The sequence below is a fragment of the Reyranella sp. GW821-FHT14A01 genome (genome assembly GCF_058803965.1).
Map to the genome: position 1 here is coordinate 260,704 of NZ_JBXAPM010000009.1, position 21,980 is coordinate 282,683.

General features: G+C 64.9%; 27 protein-coding genes. 15 read left to right on the plus strand and 12 right to left on the minus strand.

Going from position 1 to position 21,980, the window contains the following annotated elements:
• Positions 1–6 precede the first annotated feature (6 nt).
• The 3 genes from hydA to AC1ROX_RS17835 are packed head-to-tail and all read left to right on the plus strand — an operon-like array spanning position 7 to position 3,078.
• Positions 7–1,476, plus strand: coding sequence for a dihydropyrimidinase (gene hydA, locus AC1ROX_RS17825; protein ID WP_493127515.1), 1,470 nt, complete (start codon positions 7–9; stop codon positions 1,474–1,476).
• 13 nt (positions 1,477–1,489) lie between these two features.
• Positions 1,490–2,440: an N-carbamoyl-D-amino-acid hydrolase gene (locus AC1ROX_RS17830; RefSeq protein ID WP_493111116.1), complete on the plus strand. Its 951-nt coding sequence runs from the start codon at positions 1,490–1,492 to the stop codon at positions 2,438–2,440.
• 11 nt (positions 2,441–2,451) lie between these two features.
• Positions 2,452–3,078, plus strand: a complete 627-nt coding sequence (locus AC1ROX_RS17835; protein ID WP_493127517.1) for a flavin reductase family protein — start codon at positions 2,452–2,454, stop codon at positions 3,076–3,078.
• Positions 3,079–3,082: 4 nt separating this feature from the next.
• On the opposite strand, the gene AC1ROX_RS17840 is transcribed toward AC1ROX_RS17835, so the two are convergent.
• Positions 3,083–3,745: an aspartate/glutamate racemase family protein gene (locus tag AC1ROX_RS17840; RefSeq protein ID WP_493127519.1), complete on the minus strand. Its 663-nt coding sequence runs from the start codon at positions 3,743–3,745 to the stop codon at positions 3,083–3,085.
• 91 nt (positions 3,746–3,836) lie between these two features.
• Here AC1ROX_RS17840 and AC1ROX_RS17845 point away from each other — a divergent pair, with 91 nt between their 5' ends.
• The 4 genes from AC1ROX_RS17845 (at position 3,837) to AC1ROX_RS17860 (ending at position 6,876) form a co-directional block, all read left to right on the plus strand.
• Entirely contained in the window at positions 3,837–4,685 is an 849-nt protein-coding gene (locus tag AC1ROX_RS17845) for a transporter substrate-binding domain-containing protein (protein WP_493127521.1), read from the plus strand.
• Positions 4,686–4,770: 85 nt separating this feature from the next.
• Positions 4,771–5,520 (plus strand): amino acid ABC transporter ATP-binding protein, encoded by a 750-nt coding sequence (locus AC1ROX_RS17850; RefSeq protein WP_493127523.1) that lies wholly within the window; start codon positions 4,771–4,773, stop codon positions 5,518–5,520.
• Between the two features lie 13 nt (positions 5,521–5,533).
• Entirely contained in the window at positions 5,534–6,214 is a 681-nt protein-coding gene (locus AC1ROX_RS17855) for an amino acid ABC transporter permease (RefSeq protein ID WP_493127525.1), read from the plus strand.
• Positions 6,211–6,876 (plus strand): amino acid ABC transporter permease, encoded by a 666-nt coding sequence (locus AC1ROX_RS17860; RefSeq protein WP_493127663.1) that lies wholly within the window; start codon positions 6,211–6,213, stop codon positions 6,874–6,876. Before AC1ROX_RS17855 ends, AC1ROX_RS17860 begins: the two co-directional genes overlap by 4 nt.
• Before the next feature lie 10 nt (positions 6,877–6,886).
• Here the strand turns inward: AC1ROX_RS17860 and AC1ROX_RS17865 are convergent, their stop codons facing one another.
• Positions 6,887–7,276, minus strand: coding sequence for an MliC family protein (locus AC1ROX_RS17865; RefSeq protein ID WP_493127527.1), 390 nt, complete (start codon positions 7,274–7,276; stop codon positions 6,887–6,889).
• 96 nt (positions 7,277–7,372) lie between these two features.
• Positions 7,373–7,774 (minus strand): helix-turn-helix domain-containing protein, encoded by a 402-nt coding sequence (locus AC1ROX_RS17870; protein ID WP_493127529.1) that lies wholly within the window; start codon positions 7,772–7,774, stop codon positions 7,373–7,375.
• Positions 7,775–7,988: 214 nt separating this feature from the next.
• Between AC1ROX_RS17870 and AC1ROX_RS17875 the strand changes: the two genes are divergently transcribed.
• Positions 7,989–8,972, plus strand: coding sequence for a Bug family tripartite tricarboxylate transporter substrate binding protein (locus AC1ROX_RS17875; protein ID WP_493127531.1), 984 nt, complete (start codon positions 7,989–7,991; stop codon positions 8,970–8,972).
• A gap of 9 nt (positions 8,973–8,981) precedes the next feature.
• On the opposite strand, the gene AC1ROX_RS17880 is transcribed toward AC1ROX_RS17875, so the two are convergent.
• Complete coding sequence (locus tag AC1ROX_RS17880) at positions 8,982–9,356, minus strand: hypothetical protein (protein ID WP_493127533.1); 375 nt, start codon at positions 9,354–9,356, stop codon at positions 8,982–8,984.
• Between the two features lie 56 nt (positions 9,357–9,412).
• On the opposite strand from AC1ROX_RS17880, the gene AC1ROX_RS17885 reads away from it, so the two are divergent.
• Positions 9,413–10,891, plus strand: a complete 1,479-nt coding sequence (locus tag AC1ROX_RS17885) for an amino acid permease (protein WP_493127535.1) — start codon at positions 9,413–9,415, stop codon at positions 10,889–10,891.
• Here AC1ROX_RS17885 and mdlC read toward each other — a convergent pair.
• Together mdlC and AC1ROX_RS17895 are read right to left on the minus strand one after the other, a co-directional pair.
• Positions 10,876–12,477, minus strand: a complete 1,602-nt coding sequence (gene mdlC, locus AC1ROX_RS17890) for a benzoylformate decarboxylase (protein ID WP_493127537.1) — start codon at positions 12,475–12,477, stop codon at positions 10,876–10,878. The genes AC1ROX_RS17885 and mdlC overlap by 16 nt on opposite strands.
• Positions 12,478–12,638: 161 nt before the next feature.
• Positions 12,639–12,971, minus strand: coding sequence for a hypothetical protein (locus AC1ROX_RS17895; protein WP_493127539.1), 333 nt, complete (start codon positions 12,969–12,971; stop codon positions 12,639–12,641).
• Between the two features lie 129 nt (positions 12,972–13,100).
• Here AC1ROX_RS17895 and AC1ROX_RS17900 point away from each other — a divergent pair, with 129 nt between their 5' ends.
• The 5 genes from AC1ROX_RS17900 (at position 13,101) to AC1ROX_RS17920 (ending at position 17,773) form a co-directional block, all read left to right on the plus strand.
• Positions 13,101–13,556: a YqaA family protein gene (locus AC1ROX_RS17900; protein ID WP_493127541.1), complete on the plus strand. Its 456-nt coding sequence runs from the start codon at positions 13,101–13,103 to the stop codon at positions 13,554–13,556.
• Between the two features lie 63 nt (positions 13,557–13,619).
• A complete protein-coding gene (locus AC1ROX_RS17905) occupies positions 13,620–14,618 on the plus strand; it encodes an ABC transporter substrate-binding protein (RefSeq protein WP_493127543.1) in 999 nt (332 codons plus the stop codon).
• Positions 14,619–14,628: 10 nt separating this feature from the next.
• Positions 14,629–15,411: an ABC transporter ATP-binding protein gene (locus tag AC1ROX_RS17910; RefSeq protein WP_493127545.1), complete on the plus strand. Its 783-nt coding sequence runs from the start codon at positions 14,629–14,631 to the stop codon at positions 15,409–15,411.
• Positions 15,383–16,213, plus strand: a complete 831-nt coding sequence (locus AC1ROX_RS17915; protein WP_493127547.1) for an ABC transporter permease — start codon at positions 15,383–15,385, stop codon at positions 16,211–16,213. The genes AC1ROX_RS17910 and AC1ROX_RS17915 overlap by 29 nt, the downstream gene beginning before the upstream one ends.
• Before the next feature lie 24 nt (positions 16,214–16,237).
• Positions 16,238–17,773: an amidohydrolase family protein gene (locus AC1ROX_RS17920; protein WP_493127549.1), complete on the plus strand. Its 1,536-nt coding sequence runs from the start codon at positions 16,238–16,240 to the stop codon at positions 17,771–17,773.
• Here AC1ROX_RS17920 and AC1ROX_RS17925 read toward each other — a convergent pair.
• From AC1ROX_RS17925 to AC1ROX_RS17935, 3 genes are all read right to left on the minus strand, one after another.
• Entirely contained in the window at positions 17,770–18,117 is a 348-nt protein-coding gene (locus AC1ROX_RS17925; RefSeq protein WP_493127551.1) for a hypothetical protein, read from the minus strand. The genes AC1ROX_RS17920 and AC1ROX_RS17925 overlap by 4 nt on opposite strands.
• Before the next feature lie 84 nt (positions 18,118–18,201).
• Positions 18,202–18,771, minus strand: coding sequence for an NnrU family protein (locus tag AC1ROX_RS17930; protein WP_493127553.1), 570 nt, complete (start codon positions 18,769–18,771; stop codon positions 18,202–18,204).
• Between the two features lie 87 nt (positions 18,772–18,858).
• Complete coding sequence (locus tag AC1ROX_RS17935; RefSeq protein WP_493127555.1) at positions 18,859–19,158, minus strand: PepSY domain-containing protein; 300 nt, start codon at positions 19,156–19,158, stop codon at positions 18,859–18,861.
• A 210-nt stretch (positions 19,159–19,368) separates the two neighbouring features.
• On the opposite strand from AC1ROX_RS17935, the gene AC1ROX_RS17940 reads away from it, so the two are divergent.
• Entirely contained in the window at positions 19,369–19,899 is a 531-nt protein-coding gene (locus AC1ROX_RS17940; RefSeq protein WP_493127557.1) for a hypothetical protein, read from the plus strand.
• On the opposite strand, the gene AC1ROX_RS17945 is transcribed toward AC1ROX_RS17940, so the two are convergent.
• Genes AC1ROX_RS17945 through AC1ROX_RS17955 form a run of 3 tightly spaced genes read right to left on the minus strand, consistent with a single transcriptional unit; the run spans position 19,900 to position 21,949 of the window.
• Positions 19,900–20,433: a chromate transporter gene (locus AC1ROX_RS17945; RefSeq protein WP_493127559.1), complete on the minus strand. Its 534-nt coding sequence runs from the start codon at positions 20,431–20,433 to the stop codon at positions 19,900–19,902.
• Positions 20,430–21,002 (minus strand): chromate transporter, encoded by a 573-nt coding sequence (locus tag AC1ROX_RS17950; RefSeq protein WP_493127561.1) that lies wholly within the window; start codon positions 21,000–21,002, stop codon positions 20,430–20,432. The genes AC1ROX_RS17945 and AC1ROX_RS17950 overlap by 4 nt, the downstream gene beginning before the upstream one ends.
• Positions 20,999–21,949: a hypothetical protein gene (locus tag AC1ROX_RS17955; RefSeq protein WP_493127563.1), complete on the minus strand. Its 951-nt coding sequence runs from the start codon at positions 21,947–21,949 to the stop codon at positions 20,999–21,001. Before AC1ROX_RS17955 ends, AC1ROX_RS17950 begins: the two co-directional genes overlap by 4 nt.
• Positions 21,950–21,980 lie beyond the last annotated feature (31 nt).

The window sequence follows — 21,980 nt, forward strand, 5'->3', positions numbered from 1 at the left end:
GAGAACATGGCTGAGTATGAATTGATCGTCCGTAACGCCCGCATCGTCACGGCCGAGCGCCAGACCGAGGGGGACATCGCCGTCAAGGATGGCCAGGTCGTCGAGATCGGTCCGGATCTCAAGGGCAAGGGCACGCGGGAGATCGATGCCGGCGGCAAGTTCGTGCTGCCGGGCGGCGTCGACAGCCACTGCCACATCGAGCAGAAGTCGGGCATGGGCGTGATGTGCGCCGACGATTTCTATACCGGCACCGTCTCGGCCGCATTCGGCGGTACCACGACCGTTATTCCCTTCGCCGCCCAGCATCGCGGCATGTCGCTGCGGCAGGTGGTGAACGAGTATCACGAGGCGGCGACGCCGAAGGCGGTGATCGACTACGCCTTCCACCTGATCGTCACCGATCCGACGCCGCAGGCGCTGGGGCAGGAACTGCCGGCGCTAATCAAGGACGGCTACACCTCGTTCAAGATCTACATGACCTACGATGCGATGAAGGTCAGCGATTACCAGATCCTCGACATCCTTTCCGTGGCGCGGCGCGACGGCGCGCTGGTCATGGTCCATGCCGAGAATCACGACATGATCCAGTGGCTGGCACATCACCTGGTCGAACAGGGCCACGGCGCGCCGAAGTTCCACGCCATCGCCCATGCGCGCCTTGCCGAAGCCGAGGCCACCAACCGTGCGATCTCGCTGGCGCGGCTGGTCGATGCGCCGCTACTGCTGGTGCACATGTCGGAGATCGAGGCGATCGAGACGCTGCGCCAGGCCCAGAAGAAGGGGCTGAAGATCTTCGGCGAGACCTGCCCGCAATACATCGCGCTGACGGCCGACGACATGGACAAGCCCGGTGTCGAGGGCGCCATGTGGTGCTGCAGCCCGCCGCCGCGCGATTCGGCGGCGCAGGAGGCGGTGTGGGCGGCGCTGAAGGACGGCACGTTCCAGACCTTCTCGTCCGACCACGCGCCCTACCAGTTCAATGCCGGCGGCAAGATCCCCAAGGGTGACAAGACGACCTTCAAGGAAATGGCGAACGGCGTGCCCGGCATCGAGATCCGGCTGCCGATGCTGTTCTCGGAAGGCGTCCAGAAGGGACGTATCACCCTGCAACAGTTCGTGGCGCTGACCTCGGCCAACCACGCCAAGCTCTACGGCCTCTATCCCCGCAAGGGCACGATCGCTGTCGGCTCCGACGCCGACTTCGCGATCTGGGATGCCGACAAGGACGTGACGGTCAGCTGGAAGGACCTGCACGACAATGTCGGCTACACGCCCTACGAGGGCCGCCAGATCAAGGGCTGGCCGATCACCGTCGTGAGCCGCGGCCGAGTGGTGGTCGAGGATGGCAAGCTGAACGCCGAGCGCGGCTCGGGCCAGTTCCTGCCCTGCGCCTCGCCCGATTCGTCCAAGCCCATTGGGCAGAGCACGCCCGAACTGCAGGCCATGTCGCGCTTCGGTTTGAAGCCGCTGTTCTAGAGGAGTGAAGCAAGTGTCCCGCCGTCTGAAAGTCTCGTCCGCCCAGCTGGGTCCGATCAATCTCGCCGACAGCCGCGCGAGCGTGGTCAAGCGCATGATCGAGATGCTGAAGGAAGCCGACAGCCGCGGCTCCAAGTTCATCGTGTTCCCGGAACTGGCGCTGACGACCTTCTTCCCGCGCTACTGGATGGAAGATCCGAACGAGGTCGAGAAGTATTTCGAGAGCCAGATGCCGAGCCCCGAGACGCTGCCGCTGTTCGAGTTGGCGCGCGAGAAGGGGATCGGCTTCTACCTGGGTTATGCCGAGCGCACAGAGGAAGAGGGTTCGACGCATCACTTCAACACGTCGATCCTCGTGGGACCGGACGGCCGGTTGATCGGCAAGTACCGCAAGGTCCACCTGCCGGGCCATGACGAGCATCGGCCGACCGTGCCGTACCAGCATCTCGAGAAGAAGTATTTCGAGGTCGGCAATCTCGGCTTCAACGTCTGGAAGATGTTCAAGGACGAGGTGATCGTCGGTCAATGCATCTGCAACGATCGCCGCTGGCCCGAGACCTTCCGCGTCATGGCGCTGAAGGGCGCCGAGATGGTGGTGCTGGGCTACAACACGCCGAGCGACAACGTCTATGCGCCGCATGAGCCGCCCTATCTGCGCGTGTTCCACCACATGCTGTCGCTGCAGGCAGCTGCCTACCAGAACGGCATCTGGGTCGTGGCGACGGCGAAGGCCGGCAAGGAAGACGGGTTCTGGCTGCATGGCGGCTCAGTGATTGTCGCGCCGACCGGCGAGATCGTGGCCAAGGGCACGACCGAGGAAGACGAGGTCATCTCCTACGATTGCGACCTCGGACTCGGCGAGTACATCCGCAACACCACCTTCAACTTCGCCAAGCATCGCCGCCCGGAGCACTACAAGCTCATCAGCGAGCGCACCGGCGTCAAAGTCGAACCGTCGAACTGAGGATAGAAGAAATGCAATACGCTTCCGACGACCTGACGCCGCACGAGCGTTACAAGGTCCTGACCGCCTTCGTGCTGCCGCGCCCGATCGCCTGGGTGACCACCGTTGGGCCGACGGGCACGGTCAATGCCGCGCCGTTCAGCTTCTTCAACGTCTTCGCCGAAGACCCGCCGCTCTGCATGTTCGCGATCAACAAGCGGCCGGACGGGCGCCTCAAGGACACCTGGACCAACATCGAGCGCACCGGTGAGTTCGTGGTCAACCTGACCGACGAGCCGCTGGCGCTCAAGATGCACGAATCGAGCGGCGACTTTCCGCCGAACGTCGGCGAGCCCGACTATCTCGGGCTGAAGCTCGCGCCGTCGGTCGACATCAAGACGCCACGCCTGGCCGATGCGCCATGGGCGATGGAATGCAAGACCTGGCAGGTCATCAACGTGAAGGACGACCGGCAGCTCGTGATCGGCGAGGGCCTGCGCTTCCACATCCGCGACGAGCTGTGGGACGACAAGGCCAAGCGCGTCTACATGGACAAGTACCAGCCGGTCGGCCGCATGTTCGCCGACCGCTATTGCCGCACCAACGACCGCATGGAGTTCCCGGCGGCGCCGGTCGTGAAGGCGGCGGCTGCCGAATAAGCGGCTAGGACCAGTTGAGCCGGCTGCGGCCGATGGCCATCGAGACCGCGGCCTGGCTCGGCTCGACGACGGGCAGGCCGACATGGCGCTGCAGGCGGTCGCGGTAGCGGGCCATGCCGGCGCAGCCCATCACCAGAACGTCGGCGCCATCCTCGTCACGCAATTCGGCAGCGACTTCGGCCATGCGGCTGAAGGTGCGGGCCTCGTCGGCAAGTTCGACCACGCCGAGACCGATCGCGCGGTCGCCGGCCATGCGATCGTTCAGGCCCATCTGGCCGACATAGCGCAGGTGGCGCGGGATCGACTTCCGCAGGATCGAGATGACGCCGAAGCGCTGGCCCAGGGTGAGGGCGGTCAGGATGCCGCACTCGGCAATGCCCAGCACCGGCTTGGTCGTGAGTTCGCGCGCGGCATGCAGGCCGGGATCGGAATAGCAGGCGATGACGAAAGCGGAGCAATCGTTGTCGCGCTTCTTGACCATCGCGCCGATCGGTCCGACGACCTGTTCGACATGGCCCTGGTTCTCGATGCCGGGCGGACCTTCTTTCAAGGTGACGCATTCGATGGCCGGGCCGCCGGCCATGCGCAGCGGTTCCATGGCGACGTCGATGCCGCGCGTGACGGCTTCGGTGGAGTTGGGATTAATGACGAGGATGCGGTCGGGCATAGCCCTAGGATGGCCTGTAAATTGCTATTCAACAACGCCTGATCTAACGTCGTGTTCTGGGGATTTTATGGGAAGGAATAGCGCCTTGAAGATGCAACGCCGTTTTGCCGCGATCGCGATCGCCGCCCTGATGTGCGCGAGCCCGGCGCTCGCCCAGGACAAGAAGCCGCCGTTGCGCACCGGCGTCGACGGCACCTTCGCCCCGCATGCCATGCCGAAGCTCGGCGGTGGCGTCGAAGGCTTCCAGATCGACGTCTTCACCGAAGTGGCCAAGCGCATGAAGCGCGACATCACGATCGATGCCGTGAGCTTCTCGACTCTGATCCCGGGCATGCAGTCCGGCCGCTACGACTTCATCGCCGCGCCGACGACCGTCACCAAGGAGCGCGCCGAGAACATGCTGTTCACGGCGGGCTATCTGTGGACCGCCTTCCAGTTCGGCATCAAGAAGGGCAGTGCGCCGATCAAGAGCTGGGCCGACCTCAAGGGCAAGGCCGTCTCCGTGAACAAGGGCACGCCCTACGAGACGCTCGCCAAGAAGATGGGCGAGGAGCATGGCTTCACCGTGCAGGTCTATGACACGCAGCCCGACGCCACGCAGGCGGTTCTCTCCGGCCGCGCCTACGCCACGCTCGGCGGCAACACGACCATCGTCTATGCCGCGTCGAAGAACCCGCAGTTCATCGCCGACCTCGAGCTCGCGGAAACGCGCGCCCATTGGGCCGCGCCCGTGCCGAAGGACAAGCCCGAGCTTCGCGCCGAGTTGCAGGATGCGCTCGACTGCATGAAGAAGGACGGCACGATGGCCAAGTTCTACGAGAAGTGGTTCGGCAAGAAGCCGGGTCCCGACGATCTCGCGGTCGTGGTCACGCCGGGCTACGGCGTGCCGGGCATGCCGGGCTACGATCCGACGCCGCATGAGCTGAAGTGCGGCGGCTGAGTCCATCCTCCTGAAACTGCAGACCGAGGGGCCTTTCCGGTGTCGGCAGGGCCCCTCGATTGCTTTTTGCTCCGCTTGAAACGACATGAGTCCCGTGAACAGCCACATCGTCGATGCGCGTGCCATCCATAAGCATTTCGGCACCCTTCACGTCCTGAAGGGCGTCGATCTGAAAGTGGATGAGCGCGAGCTTGTGTTCGTGATCGGACCGTCGGGGTCCGGCAAGTCGACCTTGCTGCGCTGCCTCAACCGGCTGGAGGAGCCGTCTTCCGGCTCGATCGTGGTCGACGGCATCGACATGCTCGACCCGAAGACCGACATCAACCATGCCCGCCGTCGCATCGGCATGGTGTTCCAGTCCTTCAATCTCTATCCGCACATGACGGCGCTGGGGAACGTCACGCTGGCGCTGCGCAAGGTGGCGGGCAAGAGCCGTGCGGAAGCCGATACGCTGGCACGCGCTGCCTTGGAGCGCGTCGGCCTCGCCGACCGCGCCGACCATACGCCGGGCCAGCTCTCGGGCGGCCAGCAGCAGAGGGTCGCCATCGCGCGCTCGATCGCGCTTGAGCCCCGCGTGATGCTGTTCGACGAGCCGACGAGCGCGCTCGATCCCGAACTTGTCGGCTCGGTGCTCGAGGTGATGCGCGGCCTGCGCGAAAGCGGCATGACCATGATCGTGGTCAGCCATGAGATGAGCTTCGCGCGCAACGCCGCCGACCGGGTCGTGTTCATGGACCACGGACTGATCGTGGAGCAGGGGCCGCCCGCCGCGATCTTCGAGAATCCGACCCACGAACGCACGCGCGCCTTCATCGGCCAGATCCAGCGGCATTGAGGGCCGCACGGCAATGAGCGGCTGGGACAAGTTCGTCGAGACCTTCTTCAACGCGAAGGTCATGTGGAAGTATCTGCCGGACATCCTGTCCGGCATGGTCGTGACCATTGAGCTCGCATTACTGATCGTCGTCACGGGCCTCGGGGCGGGGCTGGCGCTCGCCCTGCTGCGCAGCCTCGCCATCCGGCCAATCAACTGGCTGATCATCTTCATCGTCGACCTGTTCCGGTCCCTGCCGCCCCTGGTCATCATCGTCCTGATGTACTTCGGCCTGCCCTATGCAGGTCCGTCGCCCTCGGGCTTCGTCTCGACCTGGCTGTCGCTCGCCTTCGTGCTGATGGCTTTCTCCGAGGAGATCTTCTGGGCCGGCATCACCTCGATCCCGAAGGGCCAGTGGGAGGCCTCGCGTTCGACCGGGCTGTCGTTCGGCCAGACGCTGTTCAACGTGGTGTTGCCGCAGGCCTTCCGGCTCACCATTCCGCCGCTGACCAATCGCACCATCTCGATCACAAAGGGCACCGCGCTCGGCACCGTCGTGGCCGTCACCGAGATCCTGGGACAGGCGAGCTCGGCGATGTCCAATTCCTACAATCCCTCGCCGCTGATGATGGGCGCGGCGGCCTATGTCGTCCTGTTCCTGCCCGTGGTCGTCGCGGCGCGCTGGATCGAGACCAAGTTCGCGTGGAAGCGATGATCGAGGCCTTCTTCAACATCGAGATCATGAAGGCGGCCTGGCCGATCGTGCTGACGGGCCTCTGGAACACGATCCTGCTGTCGTTGATCGTGGTGCCGCTCGGCCTGTTGGGCGGCCTGATCCTGGCGTTGCTCGCCTCGATCAGGCATCCTCTGGTGCGCTGGCCGCTGATGGCCTGGGTCGACTTCTTCCGAGCCTTCCCGCCGCTGGTGCTGCTGATCCTGCTGTTCGCGGGCCTGCCGTTTGCCGGGCTCGAGCTGGGCGGCTTCGCCTGCGTGGCGATCGCCTTCTTCCTCAACACCGGCTCGTATTACGGCGAGATCTTCCGCGCCGGCATCGACTCCGTCCCGGCGGGACAGGTCGAGGCGGCGCGCTCCACCGGCCTCAGCCGGATGCAGGCCATGCGGTATGTCGTGCTGCCCCAGGCGGTGCGCAACGTGATGCCCGACCTGCTCTCCAACACGCTGGAAGTGGTGAAGCTCACCTCGCTGGGCTCGGTCGTCGCCGTGCCGGAGCTGCTCTACGAGGCGCGGCAGGCGCAGAGCATCACCTACAATCCGACGCCGATCGTGATGGCCGCGGTGATCTACTTCCTGCTGCTCTGGCCGGTCGTGCGACTCTTGAGCCGCCTGGAGAACCGCGCGCTGGCCGGTCGCCGCTGACGGCTTCGCGTCAACGCTTCTGCACGCAGTCGCGGTAGGTCACCGTCTGGCTGGCGCCTTCCTCGACGAAGGCCGTGTCGCCCTTGCTCCAGAAGACGACGCTGCCGCTCGAATCGGCGTAGCGAATGCCGGAGCCCGAGAGGGTCTGCGGCAGGCTGAACTTGCGGCCATCGCTCAGCTGAACCACGACGCGGCCGCCGGGAATGGGGCGCCCATCGGTGCCGACGCTCGATTTGCCGTCGTAGTAGTCCGCCACGATCGTCTTGTTCTGCTGGCACTGATAGCGAACCGTCGACATGGGGGCGTCGGGAGGCGGTGCTTTCAGCGGCGGCCCGTCGTTGCAGGCGGCAACGGCGGGTGCGAGCAGAAGCGCGGCGGTGAGAGACAGGGGACGGAACATGATCGAATCTCCGGCGCGCTGGGCAGAAAGAGGAGGCGGGGCCTCCTCAACGCTGCCAAGGGCCGGATGTTTCGAGATCCTGTCAATCCCGGCCGCTTAATCTCGGGCCAGGGCCTCGATCAGGTCGCGGGTCTTCGTCCGCAGGCTCTTGCTGCGGATCTTGTAGTAGGCACGGACCAGCTCGAGCGTCTCGCGCTTGGTGTTGAGATCGGCATCGGCCTGCTTTTCAGTGGCCTTGGGACGGCCCGGCTTTCGCTTGGTGCTGCCGGCGGAGGCGTCTATGCCGTCGAAGAAGTGCGAGACGGGAACGTCGAGGACCTTGGAGAATTCGAACAGACGGCTCGAGCTGATGCGATTGAAGCCGCGCTCGTATTTCTGGACTTGCTGGAAGGTGAGACCCACGGCCTTGCCGAGGTCGGTCTGGCTCATGCCAAGAAGCGCTCGGCGTTGGCGCAGCCGGCTTCCGACGTGAGTGTCTACGGGATGAGAGAGAGCCAAAAAATATACCTCCGAAACAAGATGTAGTTATCGCACGCAGTGCTTACAGCCACCTTTCGACTTGTGCCCCAATGACGTCGCAATGATGGCAAGCTGAAGGCCGCGAAACTTCGCATCACGGACTTGGCAGCAGCGATGCAGTTGCCGGCTGCATGCAAGCTCCATAACCTCCGGGTCAGGCGGCAAAGACCGCATCCCCCCGGAGGACTTCACGATGGTTTCCTACATCCGCGCCGCCTTCGCCTGCGTGCTCGCGCTGGCCCTTGCGCCTCTGGCCCTCGCCTCGTCGGCCTTTGCGCAGGCCAGCTGGCCGGACAAGCCGGTTAAAATCGTCGTTGGATTCACGGCGGGCAGCTCGACGGACGTCACGGCGCGGATGTTCGCACAGAAGTTTGCCGAGGCTTGGGGTCAACCGGTGATCGTTGAGAACATCGCCGGCAATTCGGGCGCCATCGGCGTCGACCGGGTCGCCAAAGCGGCGCCCGACGGCTACACGCTGATGTGGTCGGGCAACGCGGCGATCACGATCCTGCCGTCGCTGCAGCCGCTGCCGTTCGATCCGCTGAAGGATCTCACCCCGATCTCGACCTCACTGGTCATGCCGTCGCTGTTCATGGTGAACAACGACCTGCCGGTGAAGACGATCCCCGAACTGATCGCCTACGCCAAGGCCAATCCGGGCAAGCTTTCCTACGGCACGCCGGGCGTCGGTACGCCGCAGCACATTGCGGGCGAGCTGTTCTGCTTCCTGGCCGGCATCAAGATGGAGCATATCCCCTACCGCGGCGCGAACATGGCCGACCTCATGAGCGGCGTGGTCCAGGTCGGCATCCAGAACGCAGGTGCTGCGATGCCGCTGGTGCGCGACGGCAGGGTGCGCGGTATCGCGGTAACGTCGCTGAAGCGGACGCCCAGCGCACCGGACCTGCCGACGCTCGCGGAGCAGGGCTTCCCGGGCTTCGAGGCGACCTCGTGGTTTGCGCTGCTGGGCCCGGCCAACCTGCCCAAGCCGATCGTCGACAAGGTGCGCGCGGATTCGCTGAAGGTGCTCGCCGATCCCGAGATGGAGAAGAAGTTCACCGCCATGGGCCTCGACCTCGTCGGCAGCACGCCCGAGGAGACCCGCGCCGCCATCGCCAACGACATTCCGAAGTGGGCGAAGGTCATCAAGGACGCGAACATCAAGACGGGTCAGTAATTACCCGCCTCAATATTCCTCGATCACCTGACCATTGGGATGGATCGTGACCCGCTTGGGCACGCCCTGCGGCCGCGTCGGCACGGGATCGCGCGTGACCCTGGCGCGCCAGGATCCGTCGTTGCGCTCTTCCAGTCGCTGCACCTTGTAGCCCTGGTTTTCCAGGCGGTCGCGTTGCAGCGAATAGGTGTTGGGCTGGGAAGGTGGTGGCGCCATGACCGGCGCCGGCGGCGCCACAGGGGGTGGCAGCAGGGCACCCGGCGACATGGTGTCGGGCATGCGGCCGCCATTGCCGATCGATCCCGGCACCAGTTGGCCAAAGGCCGTGTCCGCCGCGGCGACCAGGGCCATCACGAAGACGAGGGTGAGCAGGGTAGGGCGCATGCGGTTTATATAGGGAGCCCGTCCCGGTCTTGCTAAGAGGGAAGCGGGGGAACCGCATGAATTTCAAGGGCGCCGCGTCGCGTAAGTTGCTTTCAGATATCCTGGCACAGGCTGCGCATGGCGTGCCGCTGCCCAAGGTCCTGGGACCGATCAGCATCGTCTTCATGGGGGTGGGCGCCATCATAGGCGCCGGCATCTTCGTCCTGACCGGGACGGCCGCCGCGCTCTATGCCGGGCCCGCCGTGATCCTGTCCTTCGTGCTGGCCGGCATCGCCTGCGCCTTCGTCGGTCTCTGCTATGCCGAACTGGCGGCCCTGATGCCGGTCTCCGGCAGCACCTATACCTATACCTATGCCAGCCTGGGCCAGCTCATGGCCTGGCTGGTCGGCTGGAACCTGATCCTGGAATACTCGATCGGGGCGGCCGCGGTGGCCGTCGGCTGGTCGGGCTATTTCAGCGGCACCCTGGCGTCCGTCGGCCTCGCCATCCCGCCACGACTGTCGGCCTCGACCGGCGAGATCGTCCGGCTCGCCGACGGTACGACCACGACCGCCATCGCCAATCTCCCGGCCGTGGCCGTCGTGGCGCTGTTGACCCTCCTGCTGGTGCGGGGCACGCGGGAATCGGTGCTCATCAACAATCTCATGGTGGGGCTGAAGCTGCTCGTGATCCTGGCCTTCATCGGCTTCGGCATCAGCCACGTCTCGGTCGCCAACTGGCAGCCCTTCGTGCCGCCGAACACCGGCACCTTCGGGACCTTCGGCTGGAGCGGGGTGCTGCACGGCGCCTCGGTGGTGTTCTTCACCTATATCGGCTTCGACGCGGTCTCGAACTGCGCGCAGGAAGCCAAACGGCCGCAGCGCGACATGCCGATCGGCATCCTGGGCGCACTGATCCTGTCGACGATCCTCTACATCCTGGTGGCGGCCGTGCTGGTCGGCATCGTGCCCTATCCGGAGCTGAACGTGGCCGCCCCGGTCGGGCTGGCCGCGGACCGCATGGGCATCGGCTGGCTCGCCACGGTCATCCAGCTCGGCGCGCTGATCGGCATCACGACGGCGATCCTCGTGTTGCTCTACGGGCAGGGCCGCATCTTCGCGATCATGGCGCAGGACGGGCTGATGCCGCCGGTCTTCAGTCGCATCCATCCGAAGCTGCGCACGCCCTGGATGAGCCAGATCCTGATCGGCGTCGTCGTCGCCGTGGTCGCGGCGGTCGCGCCGATCGAGACGTTGAGCGAACTGGTGGGCGTGGGCACGCTCTTCTCGTTCCTGATGGTGTGTGCGTCGGTCCTGCGGCTGCGCCGTCTGGAGCCGCATGCGCACCGGCCGTTCCGGGTGCCGGCCATGCCTTGGGTGCCGATGCTCGGCATCCTGTCGTGCCTCGGCCTCATGGTCGGGCTGTCGCCGCTGACCTGGGCGCGGCTGATCGTCTGGGTCGCGATCGGCCTGGCGATCTACTTCGCTTACGGCCGATCGCGCGCGGTTCACCGTCTGGCAAATCCGTTGGCGACCCCGCTTCACAGCAAGGAGTGACGCTTCCGCGTGAGTGGAACCACCACGACGCTGGCGCCGGGGCGGGCGATGGCTTCGGCCACGGCAGCGGTCACCTCCGCACCGGTCTTCGCCAGCTTCGCCGGCGCGCCATAGCCCTTTGAGAGGGCTTCGATGTCGATGCCCGGCAGGTCGAGGCCCGGCACGTTCGGCGTCTCCTCGAGCTCGGCGAAGGATTTCAGGATGGCGTATTCATGGTTCTGCAGGACCACGAACACGACATGCGCCTTTTGCTGCACCGCGGTGTAGAGCGCCTGCACCGAATACTGGAACGAGCCGTCGCCCATCAGGGCGATGACGGGACGATTGCGGCCGCTGCTGCGCTCCGCCAGCGCGAGGCCGACGGCGGCCGGCATGTCCCAGCCCAGGCCGCCGGAGGCAAAGGTGTAGAAGCAGTCGGGCTTGTCGATGCGGAACTGGTCCTGCATCTCGGCCACGACCGAGGGGGCTTCCTCGACCAGCACATAGTCGGACGGGCAGGCATCACGCACGGCGGCTATGATCGCATCGCCCGCCAGCGGCTGCGCAGTCAGGTCGGTCTTCTTCGGTGCGGCGCGCAACGGCGCGGACACGGACGAGGTCCGCTTCGTCACCAGGGGCTGGATCGCGTCGAGGAAGAGCCTGGCATCGGAGACCAGGCTGTCGCCGATCGGCGCCTTGGACGACATGTTCGGATCGTCCGTCACCTGCAGGAGGTGGGTGCCCTTCGGCACATAGTCGCCGCCGACATAAGGGTAGTAGCGGAAGACCGGCGCGCCGATGACGATCACCAGGTCGTGGCCTTCGAATTTCTTGCCCAGCGGGCCGATCGCGGCCGGCAGTGCGCCCGCATGCAGCCGGTGGTTTTCCGGGAAGGGCGAGCGCTCGGCGAAGGGCGCCGTCCAGACCGGGACGCCCAGCGTCTCGGCGAAGCGGATGCCCTCGTTCCACGCCTGGCTGCGGGCGAGATCCGAGCCGTAGACGATGACGGGCGACTTGGCGGCGTTGATGCGCTCGGCGAACTCGGCGACGCGGACCGGATCGGGTCCGACACGCGTGGCGATCGTGCGGAAGGCATCGACCTCCGGCATCGGCTTGTCCCAGTCGTCGAGCGGCAGGGAGAGAAATACGGGGCCGGAGGGCTGCTGCATCGCCGTCGCATAGGCGCGCATGAAGGCGGCGGGAATGTCCTCGGCGCGCGCCGGCTCATAGGCCCACTTCACCCAGGGGCGCGGGAGATTGACCGACTCGATGTTGGTGAGGAGCGGCTCCAGCATCAGCATCTCGCGGGTCTGCTGGCCGGCGGTGATGATCAGCGGGGTCTTGTTCTGGAAGGCGGTGACGATGCAGCCCATCGCATTGCCCATGCCGGCGCCGGTATGGATGTTGACGATGACGGGCTTGCGCAGGCCCTGGGCGATACCGTCGGCGATACCGACGACGCTGGCTTCCTGCAGGGCCATCACGTAGGTGAAATCGTCGGGAAAATTCTTGAGGAATGTCTCTTCCGTCGAGCCGGGATTGCCAACAACCGTCGTAAGGTCGAGCTTGCGGAGCAGGTCGAAGGTAACGTCCTTGACGGTGCGCATGCAGGTGGTTTCCTCATGAAATGAACGCAGGAACCTGCATCCTAGTGGCCGGAGATGAGCGCGCTACGTCGTATTTACGTTTTAAATCGCACGCATGCGAACGGAGCGCCCCACGAGGGGTAGGGCGCTCCGCCTTTCCGCATGCCAGTAGGGTGTGGCTCCTACTGCTCGCGGATATTGCCCGCGGTATCCATCGTGACGGCAACCTCGACATTGTTGCGCATGGCCTTGCCGGTCCAGTTGCCGGCCGTATCGCGCGTCAGCGACTTGATGCCGTTATAGCCCTTGGCTTCGAGCTGGGACTTGACGGCAGCCTCGGCTGCGGTCGCATTCGACGATGTCGCCGGAAGATTGGTATTCGGGTTGCTGGTCTGGCCCGGCATGGAGTTCATGTCGCGGCCGGCCGGCGTGCTCGGCTGCATCGTCTGCGCGAAGGCGGCACCGCCGATGGTGGTCACGGCGATCGCGGCGAGAGCGACGAGGGTCTTCTTCATGGTGTTCCTCCAGTGTTGGTGAATAGCGTGGGCTGTGCCGGATCAACGCCGCCTGTACGGAGGTGTTGCATCGAATCGCAGAAAGCGGTCTTCAGGAAATGGCCCTGATTTCAACGCGCTAAAGGCTCAATGGATTTCATCTCCAGCACCTACTTTCTCAGCCACGCCGGCCTGTTCGCGGCGGCCTTCCTGGCGGCCACGGTCTTTCCTTTTCAGTCCGAACTGGTGCTGGTGGGACTGCTGGTCGCCGAGCCGACGCAGTGGGCGACGCTGCTGGCCGTGGCGAGCGTCGGCAACACGCTGGGCTCGGTGGTCAACTGGGTGCTGGGCCGGCTGATCGAACGCTTCCGTAACAGGTCCTGGTTTCCGGTGAAGCCGGGCGACTACGAGCGGGTGGAGCGCTGGTACGCGCGCTGGGGCGTGTGGTCCCTGCTGTTCGCCTGGCTGCCGTTCGGCGGGGACGCCCTCACCGTGGTGGCCGGGGCACTGCGCACGCCCTTGGTTCCGTTCGTCGTGCTGGTCGCGATCGGCAAGACGGCGCGCTATGCTGTCCTGGTCGCGGCGACCCTGGGATGGCTTGCCTAGCGACAGGTGCGTGGCACCGTAATTGCTTCCGTAACGGTGCTCGACACGGACAGGGAGGCATACATGCAGTCATCATCGTTCCGCCGACGTACCGGATTGGCGGCCCTTGCGCTGACGCTGCTTTCGGTCTTGCCGGCGATGGCGCAGGACAAAGTCCGTTTCCAGACCGACTGGATCCCGTCGGGCGAGCACGCGATGTACTACGGCGCCTGGAGCAAGGGCATCTACGCCAAGCACGGCATCGACATCACCATCACCCGTGGCTACGGCTCGGGCGACACCGTCACCAAGGTGGCCTCGGGCGCGGCCGATTTCGGCGTCGCCGACATTGCCGCGGTGATGACGGCGCGGGCGCGCACCAACGTGCCGGTCAAGACCATTGCCGTGCTCTACAACGAATCGCCGCATTCGCTGTTCGTGCTGAAGAGCTCGGGCATCACCAACTTCAAGGGGCTGGAAGGCAAGAAGATCGGCATCACGCCGGGCAACAGCCATCGCTTCTACTTCCCCGAGGTCGCCAAGAAGGCGGGGACGGATCCCAACAAGCTGATCTGGACGAACATGGATGGCGCCGCGATGGCGGCGCAGCTCATCGCCAAGAACATCGACGCGGCACCGTTCTACTCGATCCATTACTATTACATCAACAAGGCGGCGGTGAAGGCGGGGCAGGAGATCCTGCCGCTGCCCTTCGTCGAGGTCGGCTTCAAGATCTACGCCGCGACGCTCATCACCACCGACAAGATGATCCAGGACAAGCCCGACCTGGTGAAGCGCTTCCTGGCCGCCAGCAAGGAGGCCTTCGAATGGGCCGCCGCCAATCCGGAAGAGGCCTGCAAGCTGCACGTGGCGCGCTTCCCCGAGGTCGAGCTCGACGACTGCATGGGCAGCGTGAAGGCGGTGATGAAGTTCGTCTTCAACGATCACAGCAAGGAATTCGGCTGGGGCAAGGAGAGCCCGGAGCGCCTCAAGTTCTCGTGGGAGACCATCGCCACCGCCAACGAGCTGAAGCCCGAGTTCGACTACAAGACGGCGATCGATACGAGCAACGTCGCCAAGTGAAGGGGCGAACGTGATCTCGCTCAACCGGGTCACCCGCATCTTCAACAGCCGTGACGGCGACCAGGTCACGGCCCTGCAGGACGTGTCGCTCGAGATCGGCCGCAACGAGTTCATCACCCTTGTGGGCCCCTCGGGTTGCGGCAAGTCCACCCTGCTGCGCATCGTTGCCGGCCTGATCCTGCCGACGGCGGGGCGGGCGTCGATCGGCGGCGAGGCGATCACCGAGCCGCGGGCGGAGACCGGCATCGTATTCCAGGCGCCGACCCTGCTGCCCTGGGCCAGCGTGCTCGACAACGTACTGTTCCCGCTGCGCATGATGCATCGCATCGATTCGACCAGCACCGACAAGGCGATGGCGCTGCTGAAGCTGGTCGGCCTCAAGGGCTTCGAGGGCAAGTCGCCGCGCGAACTGTCGGGCGGCATGCAGCAGCGGGTCGCGATCTGCCGGGCGCTGGTGCACGACCCGGACATCCTGCTCATGGACGAGCCGTTCGGCGCGCTCGACGCGCTGACGCGCGAGGAGATGACCATGGAGCTGCTGCGCATCTGGAGCGAGCGGCCCAAGACGGTGCTGTTCGTGACCCATTCGATCACCGAGGCGGTGGTGCTGGCCGACCGCGTGGTCGTGATGTCGCCGCGGCCCGGCCGCATCCAGGAAATCATCGATATCGGCCTGCCGCGCCCGCGCAGCTTCGATACCGAAGCCACGCCGGAATTCCACGAAGCCAGCCAACACATCCGTCAACTCATCTTCGGAACACGCCATGTCGGTCCAGGCCGCGCCGCCGCTTGATGAGCGGCAGAAGCCGCCCCGCCGCAAGAAGAAGAGCGCCGCCCTCTACGAGGTGGTGGTGCCGCTGCTCGCCACGATCGGGTTGTTCGTGGTGTGGGAAGGTGCCTGTCGTATCTTCAAGATCCCGGGCTATCTCGTGCCGTCGCCGGTCGATATCTGGAACGACACGTTGGCCATCGGTCCCACCGTGGCCGGCCATACGATGGCGACCTTCAAGACGGTGATGTTGGGCTTCTTGGTGTCGATCCTGATCAGCTTGCCGCTGGCCGTGATCCTGACCGCTTCGCCGGCGATTGCGGCGGCGGTCTATCCGTTCCTGGTGTGGACGCAGTCGATCCCGAAGGTGGCGCTGGCGCCGATCCTGGTGGTGCTGCTGGGCACCAACGAATTGCCGCGCATCGTCATCACCGTGCTGGTGGCGTTCTTCCCGCTGGTCATCTCGATCGCGACCGGGTTGCTGTCGGTGCCGCCGGAGCTGATCGAGCTCAGCCGCGCCTGCCGCGCCTCGAAGCTCAGCGAACTGCTGCGCATCAGGCTGCCTTACGCGATTCCTTTCATCTTCGCCGGCCTCAAGGTGGCAATCTCGCTCGCCGTCGTCGGCGCCGTCGTCGCGGAGTTCGTCAATGCCGATGCCGGGCTGGGCTTCCTGATCCAGACGTCGACGGCGTTCTTCAAGGTGCCGGTGGCCTTCGGCGCGCTTATCATCCTGTCGGTGATGGGTGTCGTGCTGTTCCAGATCGTGGTCGTCGCCGAGCGGGTCTTCTTCCCGTGGTCGAGCAGCAATACGACGCCGGGTGCCTGACGAGTCTCTAGGGGAGTGAATGACATGGCGAAAGCGCCGAAAGCGTCGATGACCGTCATCCGCGGCGGCCGCGTGGTCGACATCAAGGGCCATGTCGCGCCCAAGGCCGACATCCTGGTGAACGGCGACACGATCGTGGAGATCGGGACGAAGGTCTCGGCGCCGGAATCGGCGACGGTGATCGACGCCAAGGGCAAGCTGCTGCATCCCGGCCTGATCAACGGCCACACGCACAGCCACGGCAATCTCGCCAAGGGCATGGTCGACGGGGTGACGCTGGAGCTGCTGCTGACGGCCGGTCCCTACATGAGCGGCGCCCGCACGCTCGAGGACAAGTACCTGTCGAGCCTGATCGGCGCCTGCGAGATGGTGATGAAAGGCTGTACCGCGGCCTACGACCTGGCAGCCGAATTCCCCATGCCGACGGCGGAGGGCCTGGCGGCGATCGGGCAGGCCTATGCCGATGTCGGCATGCGGGCCATGCTGGCGCCGATGGTGGCCGACACCAGCTTCTTCGAGGCGATCCCTGGCCTGATGGACCAGCTGCCGCCGTCGCTGCAGAAGGAGGTCGAGGCCTATAAGTTCTCGCCCTACAAGGCGAGCGTGAAGCAGATGAAGAAGGCGCTGCACGGCTGGAAGCTCGACCGGCAGGGCGTGCACCTCGCCGTCGCACCGACCATCCCGCACCATTGCAGCAAGGAATTCCTGCTGGCCTGCCTGAAGCTCGCCAAGGACTACGATACCGGCCTGCACAGCCACGTTTCCGAGTCGAAGGTCCAGGTGGTCGCCGGCTACAAGCTCTACGGCACCTCGCTCACCGCCTACATGGACTCGCTGGGCCTGGTCGGGCCGAAATTCACCGTGGCGCATGGCGTGTGGCTCGACGGCGACGACATGAAGCTGCTGGGCGACAAGGGGGCCTCGGTCTCGCACAATCCCGGCTCGAACATGGTGCTGGGCAACGGCATCGCCGACATGCGCGGCATGCTCGACGCCAAGGTCAATGTCGGCATCGGCACCGACGGCGCGAGCTGTTCCGATAACCAGAACATGTACGAGAACATGCGGCTGGCCTCGATGGTGTCGAAGGTGCAGGGGCCCGACAACCGCAAATGGATCAAGACCGAGGAGGTGCTGCACGCCGCGACGGCCGGCAGCGCCCGGGCGCTGGGCCTCGGCGACAAGATCGGCAAGCTGGAAGCCGGCTACAAGGCTGACATCGTGTTCCTCGATCTGGGGCATATCAACTGGATCCCGTTCAACGATCCGACCAACCAGATCGTGCACACCGAGGATGGATCGGCCGTACATTCGGTGATGGTTGCCGGCCGCATGATCCTCGAGGACCGCAAGCTGCTGAACGTCGACATGGCGCAGCTCGCACGCTTGGCCGAGAAGGCGCGGGAGCGGCTGGAGAAGGGCCGCAAGCCCGCCAAGGCGCTCTACGACAAGGTCGAGAAGGTGGTGAACACCTTCTGCCCGGGCCTCGCCAAGCAGCCGCTGCACATCGACCGGTTCGGCGGCGGCCATCATCACGGCCACCACCCGCATCACCACTAGAATCCGAGGCGCCAGCCCCTTTGCAGGTAGCCGTAGCGGACCAGCCGCACGGCGACGATGCTGTTCAGCGCAAGGCCGCCGCCGGTGGTGATGAGCATGAGGATCATGCCTTCCAGCGAGGCGCTGAACAGATAGACGACGATGGTGAGCCCGAAGACGATTCCGCCCGCGATGACGATCATGGCGAGGACGTCGATGAAGGCCAGGAAATAGAGCCGCTTCGACAGAACGAACAGGGGCCCGCCGAAGGCTGCCCAAGCGTAAGACCACTGGTCGATGACCATGAAGTCATCGGTGTCTGACTTGTCGAAACGATAGGTAGGGAACAGCGCGTCGACGATCACGGGATTTTTGAGGAGTTGTCGCGAGGGTTGAATTTGCGGCGGAACCTATCATGGCCGATGCAAATGGGCCAGCGATCGCATCCGCTATGCAGCCGTCACGCCGATCAGGCTGTCGTGCAGCCAGAACATGGCGACATAGGCCACGGTGCCGATCCCCGCGACCAGGGCATCGTTGATCGACCAGCCGACGGGCGGAGCGCCGGCATCGCCCCGGCGCTTCACGGAGATCCGGTCATAGACCGCCCAGGCCAGCAACCCTCCGAACAGCAGCATCGAGCCCAGATCGCCGTTCACCAGAAGGTGGGAAAGCGCCCAGGCCTTGACTGCAACCAGCATGGGATGGCGGAGCAACGACTTGATGCGGCTGGGCGGCGCATAGGTCGACACCAGGGCAACGAACGCGAACCACAACAGAAAGAGCGAGATGGGATGAAAAAGCGCAAAAGGCGGATCCCATACCTGAATGTAGCCCGCACTGCGATACGAGCCGAACCCGACGACGATCAGGATCAGTCCAACTGCCGAAATCAGGGAGTAGAGGCCCTTGTAGGCTCCCTCGCCGAGGCGTCCGATCACCGCCGCACGAGGTCCCCGTAAAGTTGTAAAGAAATGGACGCCCAGAAAAAGCGCCAGACCCAATAGAAGCAATGACATGGGTCGATCATAGCACGCCCGTTATTGCCTAGCGGACGCAATTACCCGCCCCTGCTGCAGGGGCGGGTTTACCGTCACAAAAGTGCCTCAGCGGGAAATCTGCGTAACACCACCCGAACTGTCGACGGATACGGCAACCTCGATGTCGTTCTTCGTGGCGGTCGCCTGCCAGGAGCCATCGTCCTTGCGCTTGAGATCCTTGATGTTGGTGTAACCGCTCGCTTCGATCTGGGTGCGGGCCGACGTAGCGGTCTGCGGCGCGCTTCCCGGCATCCCGGCCGGTGGGACAGCCGGTGTATTCGATTCACCGGTCGTGGGTGGCATTTGGGCGACCGCGATCGACGCGACGGCAATCAGGGCCGCGGCAGTCGGCAGGACGAGCTTCATCGGGACACTCCTCGTGTTGCGAAACGTCCGGGGTAAATGCGTAAGGGCCTTCGACGTTGCAGTTGCGCCTCAATTCATCCCTCGCGGCATCATCATTCAGCCGCACAAGGGAGCAACCGTCCCCGCTTCGCAGCGTTCCATTTCTACGGTCGCAAGACCGTCGAAGGGGGTCCCGTGAGAATTCTTCCAGTGCTTGTTTCGTCAGCCCTGATGCTGACGGTGCTTCCTGTCGTGGCCCAGCAAATCGCTCTGGCGCCGGGCAAGCCCGACTGTGCCGTCGATGAGCCCGATCCCGTCCAGATCAGCTGGAATTCACCCTGTGAGCAGGGGGATTGGCTGTTCGAGCCGGGCGTGGGCTGCCGCATGTGGGATTGGCACCCCGACAAGCAGGACAGAGCAAGTTGGAGCGGGACGTGCCGTGCTTCGCTGAAGGAAGGGCAAGGCATCTCCCAGTGGACCGAACACGGCCAGCCGATCGACCGCTTCGAGGGTACTTACCGCAACGGGCGTCGCGAGGGTGCCGGCCGGTATTCCTGGAATGCGACCGATCGCTTCGAAGGCCTTTATAAGAACGACCTGCCGAACGGTTTCGGCACCGTGACACTGGCGGGTACCACCTTGTCCGGCGAATGGCGCGATGGCTGTCTGAAGGCCGGCGACAAGGTGGTGGCGATCGGCGTCTCCCGGGCGAGTTGCGAGCTGGAGCCCGAATACTCCGGGGAGACGGCAACCCTGCAGTGACTACGCTATGTTGAAGTAGTGGAGCGCCATGCCGACGAGGCCCGAGGCCACGATCGGATAGGCGGGATTGATCTTCGTTCGCCACAGCAGCAGGAACACCACGAGTGCGACGACGCCGAAGAAGACTTCGGTGATGGCGCCGCGGCCCATGATGATCGCGCCGGCGAGCACCAGGCCGACCGCGACCGAGCCCAATCCCGTCTGGATCGATGGCCGCCAGCGCCAGGTGGCGAGATGGATCCACAGGCGGCCGACGAAGAAAGTGAGCAGGCCGGTCGGCAGGAAGAAGGCGACGAGGGCGACCAGCGCGCCCGGGATGTGCCCCACCATGACGCCGATCGACGCCACCATCATCATGTTCGGACCCGGGGCGAGTTGCCCGAGACTGTAGAAGTGCAGCAGTTCCGGAAAGGTCAGCCAGTGATAGGTGTCGACCGTGAGTGTCTTCATCTCCGGGAAGGCAGCCATACCGCCACCCACGGTGAGAAGCGACAGGTAGGCGAAGACGCCGGCGAGATCCCAGAGCTGTTTCACGGCACATCCCTGTCGCGCGGCCGATGCCACCAGATGGCGACGATGCCGGCCACGATCAGCGCATAGGGGACCGGCACCTTGAAGAAGGCGACTGCCGCCGCCGTCGCCACGACGAACACATAGTCTGCGAAGGTCTTCAACGTCTTGGCGCCGAGCTGCACCAGCACGACCACGATGAGGCCGACCGCGCCGGCGGCGATCCCATGAAGGAAGGCCTTCGACCAGGGACCGTCTCCGCCGGCGCCGTAGAGGAAGCCGGCGGCAATCATCAGGCTCGCACCGGGTAGGCACATGCCCAATGTGGCGACCAGCGCGCCCATGCCGCCGCGCAGGCGGTCGCCCACCAGGATCGACATGTTGGTGGCATTCAGGCCGGGCAGGGTCTGGCTGATTGACAGCAGCTCCACGAAGCTCAGATCGTCGAGCCAGCGTTGCCGTACGACGAGACCGGTGCGCAGGTAGGCGACCACGCCCCCGCCCAGGCTGGTCGCGCCCATCACGAGGAAGACCCAGAAGAGCTTTCCGAGCGACGGTGGGGGTGGCGGCGGAGGGGCTTCTGCGACGCTCATTCGTGCGCTTGCGGCGGGTTGCCCTTCAGGCGGTACACGGCGCCGGTCTTGGTCGTGGTGAGGGCCAGCCAGTCGCCGGCGACCTGCTGCAGCTCCAGGAAAAAGCGCTCGCAGTGGTTCAGCGATTTGTGGCTGATCCCCTCGGGTCCGTCGAAACGGAGTTGGAAGGCGAATTCGCCGACAAAGGCATGATGGTCGCCGCGGGCGCGCCACAGGCCGAGATTGGCCGCCGCCGCGGTGTGATGGCCGAAGTCGAGCAGGCAGATATCCTGCAGCAGTTCCTCGACGATCGTCTGGTTGACCAGCGAGACGTTGTTGGGGCCGTCGCAATTGACCGAGGACAGGACGGGGAAGATCTGCGTCAGCTCGGGCAGCGACATGTTGCCCAGCGACGACATCACGATGCGGGCCGCTTCAGGCGCCTGGCTGAGGCCGAACTCGACATTGTGCGACAGCAGTCGCCGGATACCGCCGATCCGCTCCTTGAGCGGCATGACCTCGAGCTTGAACTTGATCTTGTACTTGCCGTCGATGTGCGGCCGCACGTCGAGAGCCTGGGCCTTCGCCATGCTGTCGCTGCGGTACTTGAACACGATCTCGGGGTCGCCGATCGCGAAGCCGTCCTCATAGGCGATGCGGCGGCGCACGATGAAGCTGTTGTTGTAGAGATGGTAGCCGCCGGTATCGAGGAACAGGACCTCGCGCACCTCGGGTCTCTGCTGGGATTTTGGCGTGTGCTGATAGCCGACGCCGGTGGTCGCCGCGGCGCGCTGGACGAGGGCCGCGAACTCCTTGAAGACGTGGGCCGAGGTGAAGCGATCGGGCTTCAGGATCAGCTTGCACTGCAGGTACTGGATTTCATCGCAGCGTCGCCCGTCGGCGTAGAGGCTGTCCTGGCGTTCGCCAAGCCATTGCGCGATCTGCCCGTCTTCCTGGTGTGAATGCATTGTCTCTCCCTGACGGTACCGTAACGCCGGT